The sequence below is a fragment of the Variovorax sp. E3 genome, assembly GCF_016082275.1.
Taxonomy (GTDB): domain Bacteria; phylum Pseudomonadota; class Gammaproteobacteria; order Burkholderiales; family Burkholderiaceae_C; genus Variovorax.
In genome coordinates this window covers 1-15055 of the sequence record NZ_MOWM01000171.1, presented here as the reverse complement: position 1 = coordinate 15055, position 15055 = coordinate 1, and the positions used below count along the sequence as shown (strand labels likewise).

Genomic DNA, 15055 nt, shown 5'->3' with positions numbered 1-15055 from the left:
AATTGCCGTCGGCTCTGGATGCGCCGCTTGCCCCCATCCCGGCCTTCCCCCGGAAGGGGAAGGAGCAATACCAACAGGTCACTCGTCGTGCGAGTCGTGCGTTGCCACCGCGCCGCGACGCCAGTAGCCCGAGGCCCGCGTCCACTTCGGATTCCCACCGCGCTCGCCCACCAAGTGCGCGCGCAGCGCCTTCGCCACGGCCGACTCGCAACCCACCCATGCATGGAAGTCCCCGGCCGGCAGCTTCGCGGCCTTCAGCGCGTCGAGCAGCGCAGGGCTGGTACCCGGCTCGGCGCCCTTGCGGTGTGCCCAGTGCAGCGTGAGTTCGGCCCGGGTCTCGAACGGAATCTCGTCGGCCTCGCCGTCGACTTCCGCGAACACCACCGCGCGCGCACCAGCGGGCAACTCGGCCAGTCGCCGAGAGATGGCGGGCAGGGCGGTGTCGTCGCCGATCAGCAGGTGCCAATCGAATTCGGTCGGCACGATGAACGAGCCGCGCGGCCCGCCCACGCCGAGGATGTCGCCGGGCTTGGCCTGCTCGGCCCACTGCGTGGCGGGGCCGGCTTCGTGCAGCGCGAAGTCGATTTCGAGCGTACCGGCCTGGGCGTCGTGGCGGCGCGGCGTGTAGTCGCGCATGGTCGGGCGGCCTTCGGGCCAGACCGGGCCGTCGGGGCCGGCGGTCGGCAGCGTGAGCTTGCCGGTGGCGGCGTCGGGAAAGAAGATCTTGGCGTGGTCGTCGAAGCCGGGGCTGTTGAAGCCCGCGAGGTCGTCGCCGGCGAGGGTCACGCGGATCAGGTGCGGCGTCACGCGCGCCACGGTCTTGACCGCGAGCCGGCGAAAGCGCAGTTCGTGGCGCACCCGGCGCGGCGTGCGGTCGGGCGTGGTGGAAGCAGATGAAGTACTGAAGTCAGTCATTGCAGGTTCCTGGGTTACAGGGCGGGTTGAGATTCGGGGAGGGCGCAGGCCGTGGAGAGCGCCTTCAGATCTTGTCGATCTGCTGCGCGGCGGCGTCGAGCACGGCCGCGAAGTCGTGCGCCTGCTGTTCGGTCAGCGGCGTGCCCGACAGGCGCATGCGCATCGCGAGCTTGAGGTTCTCGATGGCGCGCGTGACCTGCGGCGGGCGTCCGCCGCGCGGGCCGGCGCCGTCGACGCCGCCGCTCATGCGGGCCATCATGGCGTCGGCCATTTCGCGGTTGGCGGCGAGGAATTCGCGGCCGCTGTCGGTGACGCTGTAGCGCTTGCGCCCGCCGTTGTCGGCGGTTTCAACGCTCAGGTAGCCCAGTTCTTCGAGCAGCGTGAGCGTGGGATAGACCACGCCGGGGCTCGGCGCGTAGCTGCCGCCCAGGCGGTCTTCGATGGCCTTGATCAGCTCGTAGCCGTGCGCCGGCTTGTCGGCAATGAGCTGCAGCAGCACGAAGCGCAGGCCGCCGTGGCCGAACACGCGGCCGCCGGCACCGCCGCCGCGTCCGCCGCCACGGTGTCCGCGACCGCCGGAAAGACCGTCTTCATGCTCGCCGCGGGCGGTGCGGCAGTGGTGATGGCCGAGATGGAAATGTCTCATGGTGGGCATCCTTTGTGATGTGTATCGGAATTATTTTAGATATATCTAAAACAAAGTCAAACCGATATACACCAGGAGCCCACGACACGGGCGTGGTTTCAGGCGGCGTGGCTGGCCCGGTGCCGTTGCAGGTGTTCCATCGACAGTTCCAGGCCGACGTGCGACATCTGCACGGCCGCGCCTTCGGCCGACCCTTCCGCCGCTTCGGCCACGCGCTCGAACATCGCGGCCTCGTACGCCGTCACCGCTGCAGCCCAGTCGCCCGGCTCGGTCAGCGCGGCGGCCAGTTCGACGGCGTCGCGCATCGCGGCGTTCACGCCTTCGCCGCCGAAGGGCGACATCACGTGCGCCGCGTCGCCCAGCAGCGTGAGCCCGCGCCTCGGTGTCCAGCAATGGCCGACCGGCAGCGCGTAGATGGGGCGCGGCACGAACAGGTCGTTGCTGGCGCGAAAGAGGTCGGTCAGGGTGTCGGCGTAGCCCGCGAACTCGGCAATCAGCGCGCTGCGTACCGCAGCGGGCGACGCGAAGTCGAAGCGCTTTTCAGCCCAGTCGGGCGGCACGCGGAAGATCGCGTAGCCGCGAATGTGCGCATTGCCGTTGCGCTGCGCGATGAGCATCTTGCCGTCGCCCTCCACGTCGAGCTTGCCCCGGCCGACGAGCGTCGAGAGCGCGGGGTGGCTGCGGTCCACGTCGTCGATGCCGAACTCGACGAAGGTCAGGCCGCTGTACTGCGGCTTGTAGGGCGAGAGCAGGGGACGCACGCGCGACCACGCGCCGTCCGCGCCGACCACCAGGTCGAAGGGGCCGGCCTCGCCGTCCGTGAACAGCAGGTTCCAGCGCCCGCCCTCCTGCAGTCGCGCGTCGCGCAGGGTGCAACCCCATTGCACGCAGTCGGTCGGCAAGGAGGCCAGCAGCATGTCGCGCAATGCGGTGCGGTCGATCTCGGGGCGGTTGCCGGCAGAGGCGTCGGGCTCCTCGAAGAGCACGCGGCCCGTCTTGTCGAGCAGGCGCGAGCCCTGGTCGTCGTAGCGCGCGACGCGCTTGAACTCGGCGTCGAGCCCGGCGCGCTGCACGGCAAGCAGGCCCGAGTCTTCGTGCAGGTCGAGCGTGCCGCCCTGGGGGCGCGCGAGCGGGCTGTGCTCGCGCTCGAACACGGTGGCCCGGATGCCGGACAGATGAAGGATGCGCGCCAGCGTGAGGCCGCCGGGGCCGGCGCCGACGATGGCAATGCGAGGGTGGGAATGCATTCGGGTTGCTCCGCGAGAAAGATAGGTTCCTATTTATATTAACATAGGAGCCTATGAAAGTAGAATGCCGTCCATGGCAGAAATTCCCGACACCCATCCCCTGAAGCTCATCGGCCACCTGACCCGCGGGTTCATTCGCCTCGTCGACGGCGGCCTGCGCGAGCTGGGCCTGGCGGCGGGGCAGTTGCCGGTGCTGGTGTCGCTCAAGAAGAGCAAGACGCTGTCGCAGGCCGAGCTGGCGCGCATCGCGCAGGTCGAGCAGCCCAGCATGGCGCAGCTGCTGGCGCGCATGGAGCGCGACGGGCTGGTCGAGCGCGTGGCCGACCCGCAAGACAAGCGCAGCCGCCTGGTCTCGCTCACGCCGTCGGCCGCCAAGCGGTTGCCCAAGGCCAAGGCGCTGATGGACGCGCATGTGGAGCAGGCGCTGGCCGGCTTTTCCGCCGAAGAGATCGAGCAATTGACCGCGCTGCTGCTGCGGCTCGACGCGAACGTCGCGCGCATGGGCGGCAACTGAGTCTGGCGACCACCACCCGCGCGTTCCCGGCCGCCGTGCCGCCCGCCGCTGCAGGGCTTGGTCGAGCGCGGAGCCCGTCTCCCTTTTTTATTACTGCGGTGCCAGCACCTGCCGCAGCGCCGTGATCTTGGCCTGCGGTGCGTCCTTGCGCCAGATCAGCCGCGTGTGCGCGTACCGGAACCTGGCGCTCAGCGCGTGCACCCCGAGCCGCGCGCGTTCCGCATAGGTGCCGAGCACGCTCGCCGGCACCAGCGCCACGCCCATGCCGATGGCCACGCACCCGAGAATCGCGTGGTACGAGCCCACTTCCACCATCTGACGCGGCACCACATGGGCGCGCGCGAACCAGTCCTCGAAGCGCTTGCGGTGCGGGCACCCCGGGTGAAACACCAGCAGCGTGCGGGCCTGCACGTCGCGCGGCGACGCAATGGGCGGGTGCTTGGCTTCGGAGATCAGCACCATCTCTTCCTCGTACACGGGCACCGAGGCCAGCCGCTTGTCTGACGCCGCAATGGCGATGAGCGCCGCGTCGAGTTCGCCGTTGAGCACCTGCCGCGTGTGGTCGGTCGGGTCGCCGATGTAGAGCTCCAGCGTCACGTCGGGGTGCGCGTCGTGGAACTTGCCGAGCGGCCGTGGCAGGCGCACCGCCGCCGTGCTTTCCATCGCGCCCAGCCGCAGCACGCCTGAAGGCTGGTCGAGTTTTACGGCCTCGGTGGCTTCCTTCGCCAGGTCGAGCAGCCGGTCGGCGTACTGCAGCAGCACGCGACCGGCCGGCGCCAGTTGCAGCCGCCGCCCTTCGCGGATGAACAAGGGCGCGGCGAGCTTTTCTTCAAGCGCCTGGATGCGCGCCGTGACGCTCGACTGCGCCCGGTGCAGCGACTCGGCCGCGCGGACGATGCCGCCCGTTTGCACCACTGCCCGAAAAACCTGCAGGTCGGAGAGTTCCATGGCATCGCCTTTTCCGAATCGTTCGTTCTGAATAATTCATTTTATGAGAATGCTCTGCAGACCCAGACTCGGTGCCCAGCCATTGAAATCATCGAAGAAGGAACACATGAAGATCGGAGTCATCGGTATCGGCGTCATGGGCGACCCCATTGCGCGCAATCTGAAAAAAGCCGGCATGCGCGTCACCGTGCACAGCCGCACGCCCGCGCGTTGCGAGCCGCTGAAGCAGCTGGGCATCGAGGTCGCGGGCAGCCCCGCCGAGGTCATGGCCGCGAGCGACGCGGTCATCCTCATGCTGCCCAGCAACGTGGAGACCGACCAGGTGCTCGGCCGCGATGCCGAAGGCCGCGTGACGCTGCCGGTCGAGGGCAAGACCATCATCCTCATGGCCACCGTGGCGCCGGCCTATTCGCAGGCGCTGGGCCACGCGCTCGCCAGGGAGGGCGCGCGCTATGTCGAGGCGCCCGTGTCGGGCTCGAAGACGCCCGCGCAGACCGCGCAACTGGTGGTGCTGGCGGCCGCCGCCGATGCGGCGCATATCGACGCGGTGCAGCCCGTCTTCGACGCCATCGGCAAGAAGACCGTGCGCTGCGGCGAGGTGCCTTCGGCCATGCGCATGAAGCTCGCGACCAACCTGCTGCTCATCGCGAGCTTCGAGGCCATCACCGAGGCCGTGCACTTTGCCGGCGGCATGGGGCTCGACGTGCGCCAGTTCCTGGACATGGCGCTGGCCGGCCCGCTGGCCAGCGACGTGATGCGCACCAAGCGCCCAAGCTGCTGGCCGACGACTTCGAGCCGCAGGCCGCCATTCGCCACGTGCACAAGGACATCAGCCTGGTGTGCGAAGAAGCGGCGCGGCGCGGGCTGTGGCTGCCGATTTCGCAGGCCAACCGCGCGCTGTTCGGCGTGGCGATGGCGCAGGGGCAGTCGGAAGACGATGCGGTAGCAATCATTCGCGTCTTGCGCGACGCGAAGCTGGGGTAATCGCTAGCAGTCCGGGCCTCGCGGCGGCGGCCGGCGCTGCTACCCTTCGAAGCGCTACGTACCATTCCATTTCAGCCGTACCCGGATGTCCGATCTTCCTTTCAGCCCCGCGGCCGACCGCAACAAGCAACCCATCCTCGATGTATTGAGCCGTGTCCTGGGCGAGCGCGGCTCGGCCCTGGAGATTGCTTCGGGCACGGGCCAGCACGTCGCGTGGTTCGCGGCGGCCATGCGCCAGTGGATCTGGCAACCGAGCGACGCCGACGCGCGCATGCTCCCCGCCATTGCAAGCCGCGTCGCGCAGGCCGGGCTGCCCAACCTGCAGCCGCCGCTCCTGCTGGACGTGATGGCCCCCGAGTGGCCCTCGCAAGGAGGCGCGTTCGCCGCACGGGGCTTCGACGCCATCTACTGCGCCAACATGCTGCACATTGCGCCGGCGGCCACGTGCGCGGCGCTCATGGAAGGGGCCGCGCGGCATCTGCTTCCGGGCGGGTTGCTGATCACGTACGGCCCTTACTTCGAGGAAGGCGGCACGCCGGCGGCCAGCAACCTGGCATTCGACGAAGACCTGCGCGGCCGCAATGCCGCCTGGGGCATCCGCCAGTTGCAGGACGTCGAAGCCGAGGCGCGCCGATCGGGGCTCGCGCTGAAAGAGCGGCATGCAATGCCCGCGAACAACCTGCTGCTGGTGTTCGGCTTCTAGAAGGCCGTTGCCGAAAAGGCCGTGCGCGGCCTGCTAGCCTCGCGGCCATGGCCCAGACCCCGCACCCCCTCGCGTCCTACTTCTGGAGCGGCGACACCATCCGCAGCCGAAGCGTGAGCGACGTCGTGCTGACAGGCACGCTCGATGTGCCGATGCCTCCCGCGCGCCTGGTGGCCGACTGGGAAAGAGAAACCGCCTCGCGCCTGGACCTCGAACCCGGCGACGTCGAAGAGCTGCCCCTGGCGCGCGCACGCATGCGCTGGCCCGACTACAAGCACTGCGTGCAGGCCGTGTCCGACTGGGCGCGCACGGTCGATCCCGGCCTGCCGGACGTCATCGCCGCCAGCGACGTCGCGCTCATGACCTGCCGCGGCGCGCGCTACCACCACGACGGGGCGCAATACGGCGGCGCTGCCTTCTGCAACCTCTTCGTGAGCGAAGACAAGGGGCTCGACCTGCACTTTCCGTCGACAGGCCACCGCATTGCGCTGACCCGGGGCACCGTGGTGATCTTCGACACGGGCCGCCCGCATGCCGTGATCCGGCGCGGCGCCAGCGGCTTCGACGCAGCCGACTTCGGCCCGGGGCAAGACTGCACCCAGGTGTTCCTGACCTGGGAGCTTTCCGTCGAGCACGCCGACGTCGGCCGCGCGCTTCAGGTCGCCTTCGACATCGACCCTTCGACCGCTTCGCAACTCAGCGAAGAGCAAGTGCGGGTGAACGGCGCGCAGGCCACCGTATGCCCGGATTCCGGCCAGTGGCGCAAGACCGACTGAGCGCCGCTACGGAAAGCTCGCGGGCGACGAGAAGGGCTGGTCCGCGTCCACCACGAACATCACCAGCGCGTGCAGGTCTTCCGTGCCGCTGCTTGAAACCTGCATGGCCATGCCCGCGCCGTGACCCGGCTCGGGCTGCCCCGGCCCCACGCGCAGTACGCCGTGCGGGCTGCGAATGCTCTGCTCCCCGGCCAGCACCAGGAACGCCTCCGACCCGGCGTGCATGTGCACGGGCGTCGTGCTGCCCGGCGGCCCGCTGGCCTCGTTGATGCGAAGCAGGTAGTGCGCCGCGGCGACCCGCGCAATCGGCCCCACCTCGGCGACCCTGCCGCCGCCTGCCGAAGCGCCGCCGGCCGGCCCCAGCGTGAAGAGCCAGACCTTGCCCGCCGACTCGGCCACCAGCGCCCACGGGCCCGCGGCGGCCTGCGCCTGCTCGCGCGTGCTGAAGTTGTCGATGCGCCAGAAGAGCGGGCCGGGCGGCAGGTCTGCCACCGTCTTCTCCGCCAGCCTGCGGATGGCCAGCGGCGGTTGCGCTGTTTGCGCCGTTTGCTGTGCCTGCACCGTCTGCGCCGTCGCGACCGGCGGCATGAGGCACGGAGCCAGTGCCATCAGCAAACCCACGAGAAACTGCCTCATGAAGACACCTCCTTCGCGCATGGCGCGGCCAGGAGCGGCCCGCCGCCGGTTTCACCCTATCATTTTCCCGGCGCCGAGGGTGCGTTTGCCGGCCTCGGTTACAGCTGTATGCAGGCGGTGCGCGCCCCAGGCACGCCCTGCAACCGGATGCGGCATACTGCCACCCCCCAAACTCGCCAGAAACCTACTGAATGGACAAGGAAGTCGACCCCCGCGTACTCACCGTGATCGATGAGATGCGACTGTCAGGACCACGCTCACGCCGGTCGAAATCGTCGCCAAGATGGGTGTGTTCGACGCGCGCGACAAGCCATTCGAGCACGCCTGGCTGGCGACCGGCGACAACGTCATTGCCACCATCTGGGGCGAGTACGTCAACGTCGGCGCCGGCGGGCGCTGGTTTTTGCTCGAGTCGCTCGACGTGCACCACCGCCCCGGCGGCGGCGAGCGCAGCGCCAACCAGGTCCAGCGCGCCAAGGACCGCCTGGCGCTGCTCAAGCGCACCTTCGACGCCGGCCAGGGCTTCCGCGCCGTCGTGCAGACCAACCGCGTGGCCATTGCCGAGCTCGAAAGCAACAAGGGCGCGAAAGTGTCCACCCGCGTGCGCGACGACGACGAATGGCACGTTGCCACCTGGGAGCCCGAGCACAAGCTCGCCGTGCTGGTTCGCGGCCCGCGCGGCTGGGAGCCTTCGGCCGAAGAAATCCAGGCCGCCAAGGCGCGCGGCAGCGTGCCGGCGGAGCCCGAGCCTGCCGCCGCCGCTGGTGGTGCCGCCGCCGTGTCGTCCGCGAAGCTCTCGCCGGCCGAAGTGCAGGCCGGCGCCATGGACTACGTCATGCGCCATTTCAAGGGCTACGGCTACAAGGCCGAAGACGTGAGCGGGCAGGGCCTGGGCTTCGACATCGAAGTGTCGAACGCCAAGGGCGCGACCTTGCTCAAGGTCGCGGTCAAGGGCACCGCAGCGGGCACGCCCAGCTTCCAGGTCACCAGCGAAGAGCGCGCGAGCTCCGTGCGCGAGCAGCTCTGGCGCCTGCTGGTGGTGATGGACGTGCTCGGCCCGACGGCACAGCACAAGATCTACAAGGCGACCGAAATGACTTCGGCGCCCGGGTTCGATCCGCTGAGCTGAGCCCCGGCGAGCAAGCAGCCCCGGCGGCGGGGCGCTTGCGTTTTCCGGCAGGGTCGCACAGTTCAGGGCCTGCTGCGCTGCTCATCTTCTTTCATTGGAAGGACCGTCTTGGCGACCGTGCTCATTCCGATTCCGTCCAGTGACTTCGATCCGACCGAGACCGCGGTGCCATGGCAGGTGCTGGTCGCGCGCGGCCACACGGTGAAGTTCGCCACCCCCGACGGCCAGCCCGGCCGGGCCGACGACCGCATGCTCACCGGCCGGGGGCTTGGCGTTCTTGCGCCCATGATGAAGGCCGATGCCAACGGACGCGACGCCTACGCGCAGATGGCCCAAAGCCCGGCCTTCCTGCACCCCGGTCGCCATGCGGCGCAGGGCCCGGAGGGTTTCGACGGCTTGCTGCTGCCGGGCGGCCATGCACCGGGAATGAAGCCCTACCTTGAATCGCGCGAGCTGCAGGCGCTGGTCGCCGCCACGTTCGCGCAGGGCAAGCCGGTCGGGGCGATCTGCCATGGCGTGGTGCTGGCCGCGCGGGCCAGCGACGCCCACGGCAAGTCGGTGCTTCATGGGCGCAGGACGACCGCGCTCACCCGGCAAATGGAGCTCATGGCCTGGGCGCTCACGGCGCTGTGGCTCGGCCGCTACTACCGCACCTACCCCGTCACCGTGCAGGACGAAGTGAGCGCGGCGCTTGCCAGACCGGATGACTTCGTCACCGGCCCGGTGAGCACGAGGCGCGACACCCCATCGAGCCTCGATGCCGGTTTTACCGTGCGCGACGGCAACTACCTGTCGGCACGCTGGCCGGGTGACGCGCACCGGTTCGCGAACGAGTTCGCGGCCATGCTGGGCCAGGGCTGAACCGGACTGCTCATGAAGATCGAAGTCCACCGGCAAGCGTGCTCCTCGCAAGACGACCAGCTCGGGCCGCTGTCGATGGCGTACGAGCTGCCCGACCGATGCAGCGTCGAGGAACTGCTGCGCGCCGTCATCGCCTCGCGCTTTCTGCAGTTTTCGTCGACGCACACAGCCATGCGCTGTTGCGTTGCGGGTGTGGAGGTGGCGACGGTTTTCAGCCCGCACGTTGTGCCTGTTCGCGAGCCGATCTTCATCGTTGATTCGGCCACTCTGGTCCGGCGCTTTGCGTCGAACCGCCTCGACGTTGAATTTGTTTTCGTGCGCGCCTGACGAGCCAATCACCGCCGACTGTCAGTGCTTTGTGTCTCGCCGCCGCGCTGCGGCAGATAGCGCTTCGATTCGAGAATTTCTCGACGAATTCTTTTTCCCTACGCGGCTTCTGTTCTCTACAGTGAATGCCCCAGCGACAAGGCGCCCCGCCATGTGGGCGACGAACACGTGAAAGGAATGCGCTTCCCCGGACTGACGAATGACTGAATGAATGAGTGAACCGCTTTGCCTCGCGGCGGGTTGTCGATGCGCTTGTGCGTTGACGCGAATGCGGGGTATCAAAAGGCGACGGCCAGGGTGCGTCAACACCCTGACCGTCTGACCAATGACGTGCACCAACTTTGGAAAGAGAGCACACCAATGGCTACTCGAATTATGGCCCGGCGTTCCACGCCCAAATTTCGCCGGGCAGTCACCCCAAGAGCTGCCACCCCGACAGGCGACGCCGCAAGATCCCTCCTCGAAAACAAAGCCACGCAGCTGCGCACGCTGCTGTGGTGCTGCTATGGGGAGTGCAGCGAATGGTTTGAAGAGATAGGGCCGATGCGGAGGGATCACATCATGTGGATTGCTGCGGATATGGCGGAAGAGGTGGAGGAGTTGGTGCAGGGGTGTTTGGGGGGGTAGGGAGGCTGCATAAGCACCCATATGGCTGGCACGCATGTGTGGTGCATCTATTCAGCCAAGACTGGAGTTCTTTCGTCCGCTATGCAGCGGCTGCCGTCGTTCGACGTCGTTGGTAAGAAATGCCACTTTCGGCTGCGGACCGGTCGTTCGCCCCAAGGCAGATCCGCGGCGCTTCCCATCCATCCATCCGCGCCGGCCGAGGCTCGGATGGTGACTCCTGCGGCGTCATCCGAAGCACAAGGCACAATAGGACTGAAGCAGACCTACTCATCGCCGGAAACCACCTGGAACTGACGACAGCGTTGCATGCCGATGATCGTTCGGACCGGTACATGGTGGCGATCAAAGTCATCGGCGTCTTCGGCACGACTCGACGACGCTGGTGCAGGTAAATGTCGGGTAAGGCGCTACCTCGTCACAGAGGGCCGGATAAATCGGAGAGAGTCAGATTGACTACTACAGCGGCGGACACGCGCAGTGAAGCGGAGCAACTGGCACATGTACATTGAACGCGTTCAGATCGAAGAAGGCTTCCTTGATGGCCTTGACGTTACGTTTTTACCTGGTTTAAACGTTGTTATCGGGGCGCGCGGGACCGGCAAGACATCACTAATTGAACTCGTCAAGTTCTGTCTGGATGTCAAAGGCCACACGCTGGAAACCAGCCGGCGCAGTTTTGATCATGCGCTTTCGGTGCTTGGTAATGGCCAAGTCACCGTTACTATTTCCGACGGAAACCGCAAGGTGGTGGTTAGCCGAACGGCGTCTGATATAAAACCGCGCGCGTCCGAGCCGTACGTTGCCCCATTCGTTTTCTCACAGACGGAGATCGAGAGTGTCGGGCTCCAGGCCAGCGGGCGCCTCGGCCTGCTCAGCGGATTTTCCGGTGTGGCAACCGACAGCGCGGCGGAGGGCGACGCTGCGGCCGAGGCGCGCTCATTGACGGCACAGTCGCAACGCTCAGGCGCGAGATCGAGGAGCTGCAGCGTCGCGTTGCCGAGATTCCGGCCATCGATGCAGAGCTGGAGAAATTGGCCCCCTCAGAGCAGCAGCTTTCGGCGTTGTCGGCGGAGGCCGCCAAGCGTAAGTACGAGCTCGATGCGCTTGCGGCTGACATGTCGACAAAATCGGTTGGTCAGGTAGTTCTCGACCGGTTCAAGCAAGGTGTGGTTCGCTGGCGGTCGGCAATCGCAGCAGCGGCACGGGAAGTGCCGAGACCAGAGGAGTGGCCGGCGAGTGCCGACGCTGATCCGCTGGCAGCTGTTCAAGCCCGTATTGCGAAAGCGCAAGAACACCTGAGGTTTGCCTTGGATGAGCTGGGTCAAGCCGAGGCCGATGTTGGGACTTTGTCGGACTCAAGAAACACAGCACGCCTCGCATTCGATGATCGCGCGCGTCAGCTGCGGAAGGAACTTGAAGCGCTTCAGGCTGGGGCCGGCAACATTGCACGCCAGGGCATACAGCTTCGCGAGCGAAAGGCGCAGTTGGAGGCGCTGAGGGATTTGCTCGCGCAGAGAACGGCGGACCTCACGACGCTGGTTGGAAAACGCGGGACGGTACTGGATCGGCTGGAAGAGCTCCGCGACGCCCGCTTCCACGCCAGGGCGTTGGTCGCCAGCAATTTGAACAAGGTTCTCGCCCCCCGGATACGCATCGCGGTCAGCCAGGCGGGTCAGTTCGACGCCTTCAGTTCCGCCATCGCCGACGCGTTGAAGGGCAGTGGCTTGCGCTATGGCGACCTTGCACCGGCCTTGGCAAAAAAGATCAGCCCACGCGAGTTGCTGGAGGCGGCGGAATCGGATGACGTTGCCTTCATAGCAGACGCGACCGGAATCACGCTGGATCGCACGGCCAGGCTTCTTGCTCATCTTCGCGAAGCTGATCTTGGTGCTCTTGGCACGGCTAGTGTTGAGGATCTTGTTGACTTCCAATTGCTTGACGGAGCCGACTACAAAGACATCAGCGAACTGTCGACGGGTCAGCGCTGCACGGTGGTATTGCCAATTGTGTTGCGACACACGGATCGGATGCTGATCGTGGACCAGCCTGAAGATCACATTGACAACGCATTTATCGCTGATACCTTGATCTTGTCGGTGCTAGCTCGTGACCCGGCGAGCCAGATCATCTTCACGTCTCACAACGCCAACATTCCAGTGCTCGGGGGCGCGAATCACGTGGTGCAGCTTGGGTCAGACGGAAAGCGAGGCTTCCCGCTTGCCTCTGCGAGCTTAGAAACGCCGGCGATTGTGCAGGCCATTACTTCCGTGATGGAAGGAGGCCTACAGGCATTTGAAAAGAGGCGGTCCTTCTATGGACGGCACAAGAGCACGTGAACAGGGGCGAAGCACTTCAACAACTGGCATCGGGATCGACGCACCTCCGTCGAAAGGCGGCTCGGGTTCTGGTGCGGGATGCACAACTGGATGATCTCCCCGCGCTACGCTCTGCTCGCGCGAACGAGGCTGACTCTTACGCACGGAACAGCCTTGACCGCGCTTTGGCTCGGCTGACCAACGCGCTTCCTTCAGTCGAAGCGCCCGTGCCGGAAGAAACGGAAGAATCGTTGCGCAGCCGGCGCCAGATTCAGGCTCGCGCCGCAGAGTGGGTAGCAGGGCTGCTCCTTCACGAACTTGCGTCGCCCATTGGTCTTCTTGCCTATGCGGCGTCCCGTGAAGTTCCGGATTACGAGGGGTCGCGCACAAAAAGCCACATCGTCACGCTCCAGATGGTGTTTGCCGCAATCGAACAGTTGCGGAAGGCGTCGGCAACGCCCAAGCAAGCCGAGTTTGATCTGGCAGCGCTCATCAATGAAATTGTTAGCACGGAGTTTTCCGAAGTCGCGGACAAAATTGCGCTGCACGGTCCGCAACCGCTGCTGCTGGTCAGTGACGCTGCGCTGTTGAGGTTCGCCATTTGCAACGGACTTCGAAACGCCATCGAAGCGGTGTCGCTCGGGACCAACAAGCCCTCGTTCCCGCCGGTCGTGATCACCTGGGGCGTTACCGATGTGGACCACTGGGTGGCGGTATTGGATCGAGGCCCTGGTCTCTCGGCCCCCTTGGAAGCGGTCCTTGGGGTCGGCAAGACGACGAAGAAGGGTCATAGCGGATTCGGGCTTCCCATTGCGCTTTCGGCCATTGAAGCACTTGGAGGCATGGTGACGCTGCAGGCAGCATCCGATGGCGGAACCAAGTACGAATTGAGGTGGGAGCGATGACCGCCTACGTATTGGTAGTGGAAGACGACCCAGACTTCATCGCTGCGATCCAAGAGGTGCTGAGAGGCCTGTCACCGGGTGCCACTGTCCAAGTTGCGCAAAGCAGAGACGCGGCCCTGGTGTTTTTGGCCGACTCGTTCTTCGACATCATTATTCTTGACCTCAAGATTCCGACCACAGACGGTGCTCTGGATGCCGACTCTCAGCACGGCTTTGCGGTCTTCAGAAGGGCGCAAACCATAGCAAGCGGTACGCCTGTTGTAGTCCTGACCGGATCACCGGCCGAAGACTTCATTCCGGAACTGCTCGGCAGTGCCCGACAAGTGGACATTTGGGGAGAGAACCGCAACGTACGGACGGTGGATTTCCTGCCCAAATACAAGTTCGACAGCTTCCCAGCGACGTTACAACCGAGCCTGCGGTCGATCGATACGCTCGCTGACGTGGAGCTTGACCGTGGTGGTGTAGATCTGAGCACGCAGGATGATCGCCTAATTCGAATCTTTGCGAGGCGCTATGGTGGGGCGCGCGTCGTGTCATCATTACTTGGCGGATTGTCGGGAGCGAAGGTACTTCGGTTACGTGTGACGAACGCGCAGGGCGCACCGGTGCATGATGCGGTTGCTAAGATTGGTTCGATAGAAGATGTTGTCGATGAGGGAAGACGCTTTGATAACGACGTGGCTCGCCTCGAACCTAGAGCCACGCCGCGCAAGCTGATTACGCTGGAGGCCGGGGCGAAGACCTCGGCCGGGGTTTTTACGGCCTCGCGGCAGGCTTTGACGAGACGGCGTTCCAGGCAGCCACTGGAGCCCCTGACCACGCAACAGCGGCAGTACGCAGCGTGGAAAGAAGCATCCGACAGTGGGGAGAAGGGGTCAATCAATCCCGACGTACCGTGCAGGAGATCCGGCGTCGGCTGCTGAAGGACGAGCGCCTTGAAGCGCTACTTCGGCAATACGATCTCGAATGGGTAGGAGAATTTGAGAAAGCACCGATTCAAACCAGATGGTGCTGCACCCACGGCGACATGCATGGGGAGAACGTTCTCGTTTCAGCGGACGGGTCCGCCGTCATCATTGACTACGGTGACGTAGGTGAAGCGACGGCAAGCCTTGATCCCATCACTCTTGAACTAAGTCTTGTATTCCATCCTAAGGGTCCGCTTCGAGGCGGCGCATGGCCGTCACATGCGCAGGCCGCCTCTTGGGGCAATCTGGATCAATACGTCCAGGGATGTCCCGCCGAGACGTTTGTGCGGGAGTGCCGGGCTTGGGCAGGTCGCACAGCTGCTGGCAACCGAGAAATCGCGGTGACCGCGTATGCCTATCTGATGCGGCAGCTCAAGTATGAAGATGCAGACAAAGGACTTGCGCTAGCGCTCCTTGCCGGAGTGAAGGCGCTCTTCGATGCCACTTGAGCTTCTGCCGTAACAAATTCTTCGTCGCTCGTTCCTTGAAGATTGGGTGTAGCTTGCATAGCAGTCGTAGAGCCGGACGAAGTTGAGTGACTGCATCCAGTG

17 protein-coding genes and 1 pseudogene are annotated in these 15055 nt (G+C 65.5%); 13 read left to right on the top strand and 5 right to left on the bottom strand.

The window, feature by feature from the left end; genetic code table 11:
- Positions 1-78: 78 nt before the first annotated feature.
- The 3 genes from BMG07_RS34930 to BMG07_RS34920 form a co-directional block, all read right to left on the bottom strand.
- The gene (locus BMG07_RS34930; RefSeq protein WP_198088353.1) at positions 79-915 is read right to left on the bottom strand and encodes a siderophore-interacting protein; all 837 of its coding nucleotides are present in this window, start codon (positions 913-915) and stop codon (positions 79-81) included.
- A 64-nt stretch (positions 916-979) separates the two neighbouring features.
- Positions 980-1561 (bottom strand): PadR family transcriptional regulator, encoded by a 582-nt coding sequence (locus tag BMG07_RS34925; RefSeq protein ID WP_198088352.1) that lies wholly within the window; start codon positions 1559-1561, stop codon positions 980-982.
- Between the two features lie 98 nt (positions 1562-1659).
- A complete protein-coding gene (locus tag BMG07_RS34920; RefSeq protein ID WP_198088351.1) occupies positions 1660-2808 on the bottom strand; it encodes an NAD(P)/FAD-dependent oxidoreductase in 1149 nt (382 codons plus the stop codon).
- Between the two features lie 73 nt (positions 2809-2881).
- On the opposite strand from BMG07_RS34920, the gene BMG07_RS34915 reads away from it, so the two are divergent.
- Positions 2882-3322, top strand: coding sequence for a MarR family winged helix-turn-helix transcriptional regulator (locus BMG07_RS34915; protein ID WP_269759701.1), 441 nt, complete (start codon positions 2882-2884; stop codon positions 3320-3322).
- 90 nt (positions 3323-3412) lie between these two features.
- Here the strand turns inward: BMG07_RS34915 and BMG07_RS34910 are convergent, their stop codons facing one another.
- On the bottom strand, positions 3413-4270 hold the full coding sequence (locus BMG07_RS34910; protein WP_198088349.1) for a LysR family transcriptional regulator: 858 nt from the start codon (positions 4268-4270) through the stop codon (positions 3413-3415).
- Positions 4271-4313: 43 nt separating this feature from the next.
- Between BMG07_RS34910 and BMG07_RS45230 the strand changes: the two are divergent.
- The 4 genes and pseudogenes from BMG07_RS45230 to BMG07_RS34895 all read left to right on the top strand — a co-directional run.
- Positions 4314-4850 (top strand): annotated as a pseudogene (locus BMG07_RS45230) (NAD(P)-dependent oxidoreductase); the annotation flags it as partial.
- Between the two features lie 236 nt (positions 4851-5086).
- A complete protein-coding gene (locus BMG07_RS45225; protein WP_374221356.1) occupies positions 5087-5254 on the top strand; it encodes a hypothetical protein in 168 nt (55 codons plus the stop codon).
- 85 nt (positions 5255-5339) lie between these two features.
- A complete protein-coding gene (locus tag BMG07_RS34900) occupies positions 5340-5957 on the top strand; it encodes a DUF938 domain-containing protein (RefSeq protein ID WP_198088347.1) in 618 nt (205 codons plus the stop codon).
- A gap of 47 nt (positions 5958-6004) precedes the next feature.
- Positions 6005-6733 (top strand): hypothetical protein, encoded by a 729-nt coding sequence (locus BMG07_RS34895; protein ID WP_198088346.1) that lies wholly within the window; start codon positions 6005-6007, stop codon positions 6731-6733.
- 6 nt (positions 6734-6739) lie between these two features.
- Here the strand turns inward: BMG07_RS34895 and BMG07_RS34890 are convergent, their stop codons facing one another.
- A complete protein-coding gene (locus BMG07_RS34890; RefSeq protein ID WP_198088345.1) occupies positions 6740-7369 on the bottom strand; it encodes a hypothetical protein in 630 nt (209 codons plus the stop codon).
- 283 nt (positions 7370-7652) lie between these two features.
- Here BMG07_RS34890 and BMG07_RS34885 point away from each other — a divergent pair, with 283 nt between their 5' ends.
- The 8 genes from BMG07_RS34885 (at position 7653) to BMG07_RS34850 (ending at position 14953) form a co-directional block, all read left to right on the top strand.
- Entirely contained in the window at positions 7653-8498 is an 846-nt protein-coding gene (locus BMG07_RS34885; RefSeq protein WP_269759699.1) for a protein NO VEIN domain-containing protein, read from the top strand.
- 117 nt (positions 8499-8615) lie between these two features.
- Positions 8616-9359 carry a type 1 glutamine amidotransferase domain-containing protein gene (locus tag BMG07_RS34880; RefSeq protein WP_307867220.1) on the top strand — a complete coding sequence of 248 codons (744 nt, stop codon included), beginning with the start codon at positions 8616-8618 and terminating at the stop codon, positions 9357-9359.
- Between the two features lie 12 nt (positions 9360-9371).
- The gene (locus BMG07_RS34875; protein ID WP_198088343.1) at positions 9372-9686 is read left to right on the top strand and encodes a hypothetical protein; all 315 of its coding nucleotides are present in this window, start codon (positions 9372-9374) and stop codon (positions 9684-9686) included.
- Between the two features lie 1125 nt (positions 9687-10811).
- Positions 10812-11456, top strand: coding sequence for an AAA family ATPase (locus tag BMG07_RS45220; protein ID WP_198088342.1), 645 nt, complete (start codon positions 10812-10814; stop codon positions 11454-11456).
- A complete protein-coding gene (locus tag BMG07_RS34865) occupies positions 11375-12649 on the top strand; it encodes a hypothetical protein (RefSeq protein ID WP_198088341.1) in 1275 nt (424 codons plus the stop codon). Before BMG07_RS45220 ends, BMG07_RS34865 begins: the two co-directional genes overlap by 82 nt.
- On the top strand, positions 12646-13533 hold the full coding sequence (locus BMG07_RS34860; RefSeq protein WP_198088340.1) for a HAMP domain-containing sensor histidine kinase: 888 nt from the start codon (positions 12646-12648) through the stop codon (positions 13531-13533). Before BMG07_RS34865 ends, BMG07_RS34860 begins: the two co-directional genes overlap by 4 nt.
- Entirely contained in the window at positions 13530-14459 is a 930-nt protein-coding gene (locus BMG07_RS34855) for a response regulator (RefSeq protein WP_198088339.1), read from the top strand. The genes BMG07_RS34860 and BMG07_RS34855 overlap by 4 nt, the downstream gene beginning before the upstream one ends.
- Complete coding sequence (locus BMG07_RS34850; protein ID WP_307867217.1) at positions 14432-14953, top strand: phosphotransferase; 522 nt, start codon at positions 14432-14434, stop codon at positions 14951-14953. Before BMG07_RS34855 ends, BMG07_RS34850 begins: the two co-directional genes overlap by 28 nt.
- Positions 14954-15055 lie beyond the last annotated feature (102 nt).

What these genes read in the sequence shown, in the direction of transcription:
- BMG07_RS45220 (WP_198088342.1), top strand. Translation starts at nt 10,812, where the DNA reads ATGTACATTGAACGCGTTCAGATCGAAGAAGGCTTCCTTGATGGCCTT.
- BMG07_RS34910 (WP_198088349.1), bottom strand. Translation starts at nt 4,270, where the DNA reads ATGGAACTCTCCGACCTGCAGGTTTTTCGGGCAGTGGTGCAAACGGGC.
- BMG07_RS34930 (WP_198088353.1), bottom strand. Translation starts at nt 915, where the DNA reads ATGACTGACTTCAGTACTTCATCTGCTTCCACCACGCCCGACCGCACG.
- BMG07_RS34895 (WP_198088346.1), top strand. Translation starts at nt 6,005, where the DNA reads ATGGCCCAGACCCCGCACCCCCTCGCGTCCTACTTCTGGAGCGGCGAC.
- BMG07_RS34925 (WP_198088352.1), bottom strand. Translation starts at nt 1,561, where the DNA reads ATGAGACATTTCCATCTCGGCCATCACCACTGCCGCACCGCCCGCGGC.
- BMG07_RS34855 (WP_198088339.1), top strand. Translation starts at nt 13,530, where the DNA reads ATGACCGCCTACGTATTGGTAGTGGAAGACGACCCAGACTTCATCGCT.
- BMG07_RS34900 (WP_198088347.1), top strand. Translation starts at nt 5,340, where the DNA reads ATGTCCGATCTTCCTTTCAGCCCCGCGGCCGACCGCAACAAGCAACCC.
- BMG07_RS34915 (WP_269759701.1), top strand. Translation starts at nt 2,882, where the DNA reads ATGGCAGAAATTCCCGACACCCATCCCCTGAAGCTCATCGGCCACCTG.
- BMG07_RS34890 (WP_198088345.1), bottom strand. Translation starts at nt 7,369, where the DNA reads ATGAGGCAGTTTCTCGTGGGTTTGCTGATGGCACTGGCTCCGTGCCTC.
- BMG07_RS34875 (WP_198088343.1), top strand. Translation starts at nt 9,372, where the DNA reads ATGAAGATCGAAGTCCACCGGCAAGCGTGCTCCTCGCAAGACGACCAG.
- BMG07_RS34920 (WP_198088351.1), bottom strand. Translation starts at nt 2,808, where the DNA reads ATGCATTCCCACCCTCGCATTGCCATCGTCGGCGCCGGCCCCGGCGGC.
- BMG07_RS34885 (WP_269759699.1), top strand. Translation starts at nt 7,653, where the DNA reads ATGGGTGTGTTCGACGCGCGCGACAAGCCATTCGAGCACGCCTGGCTG.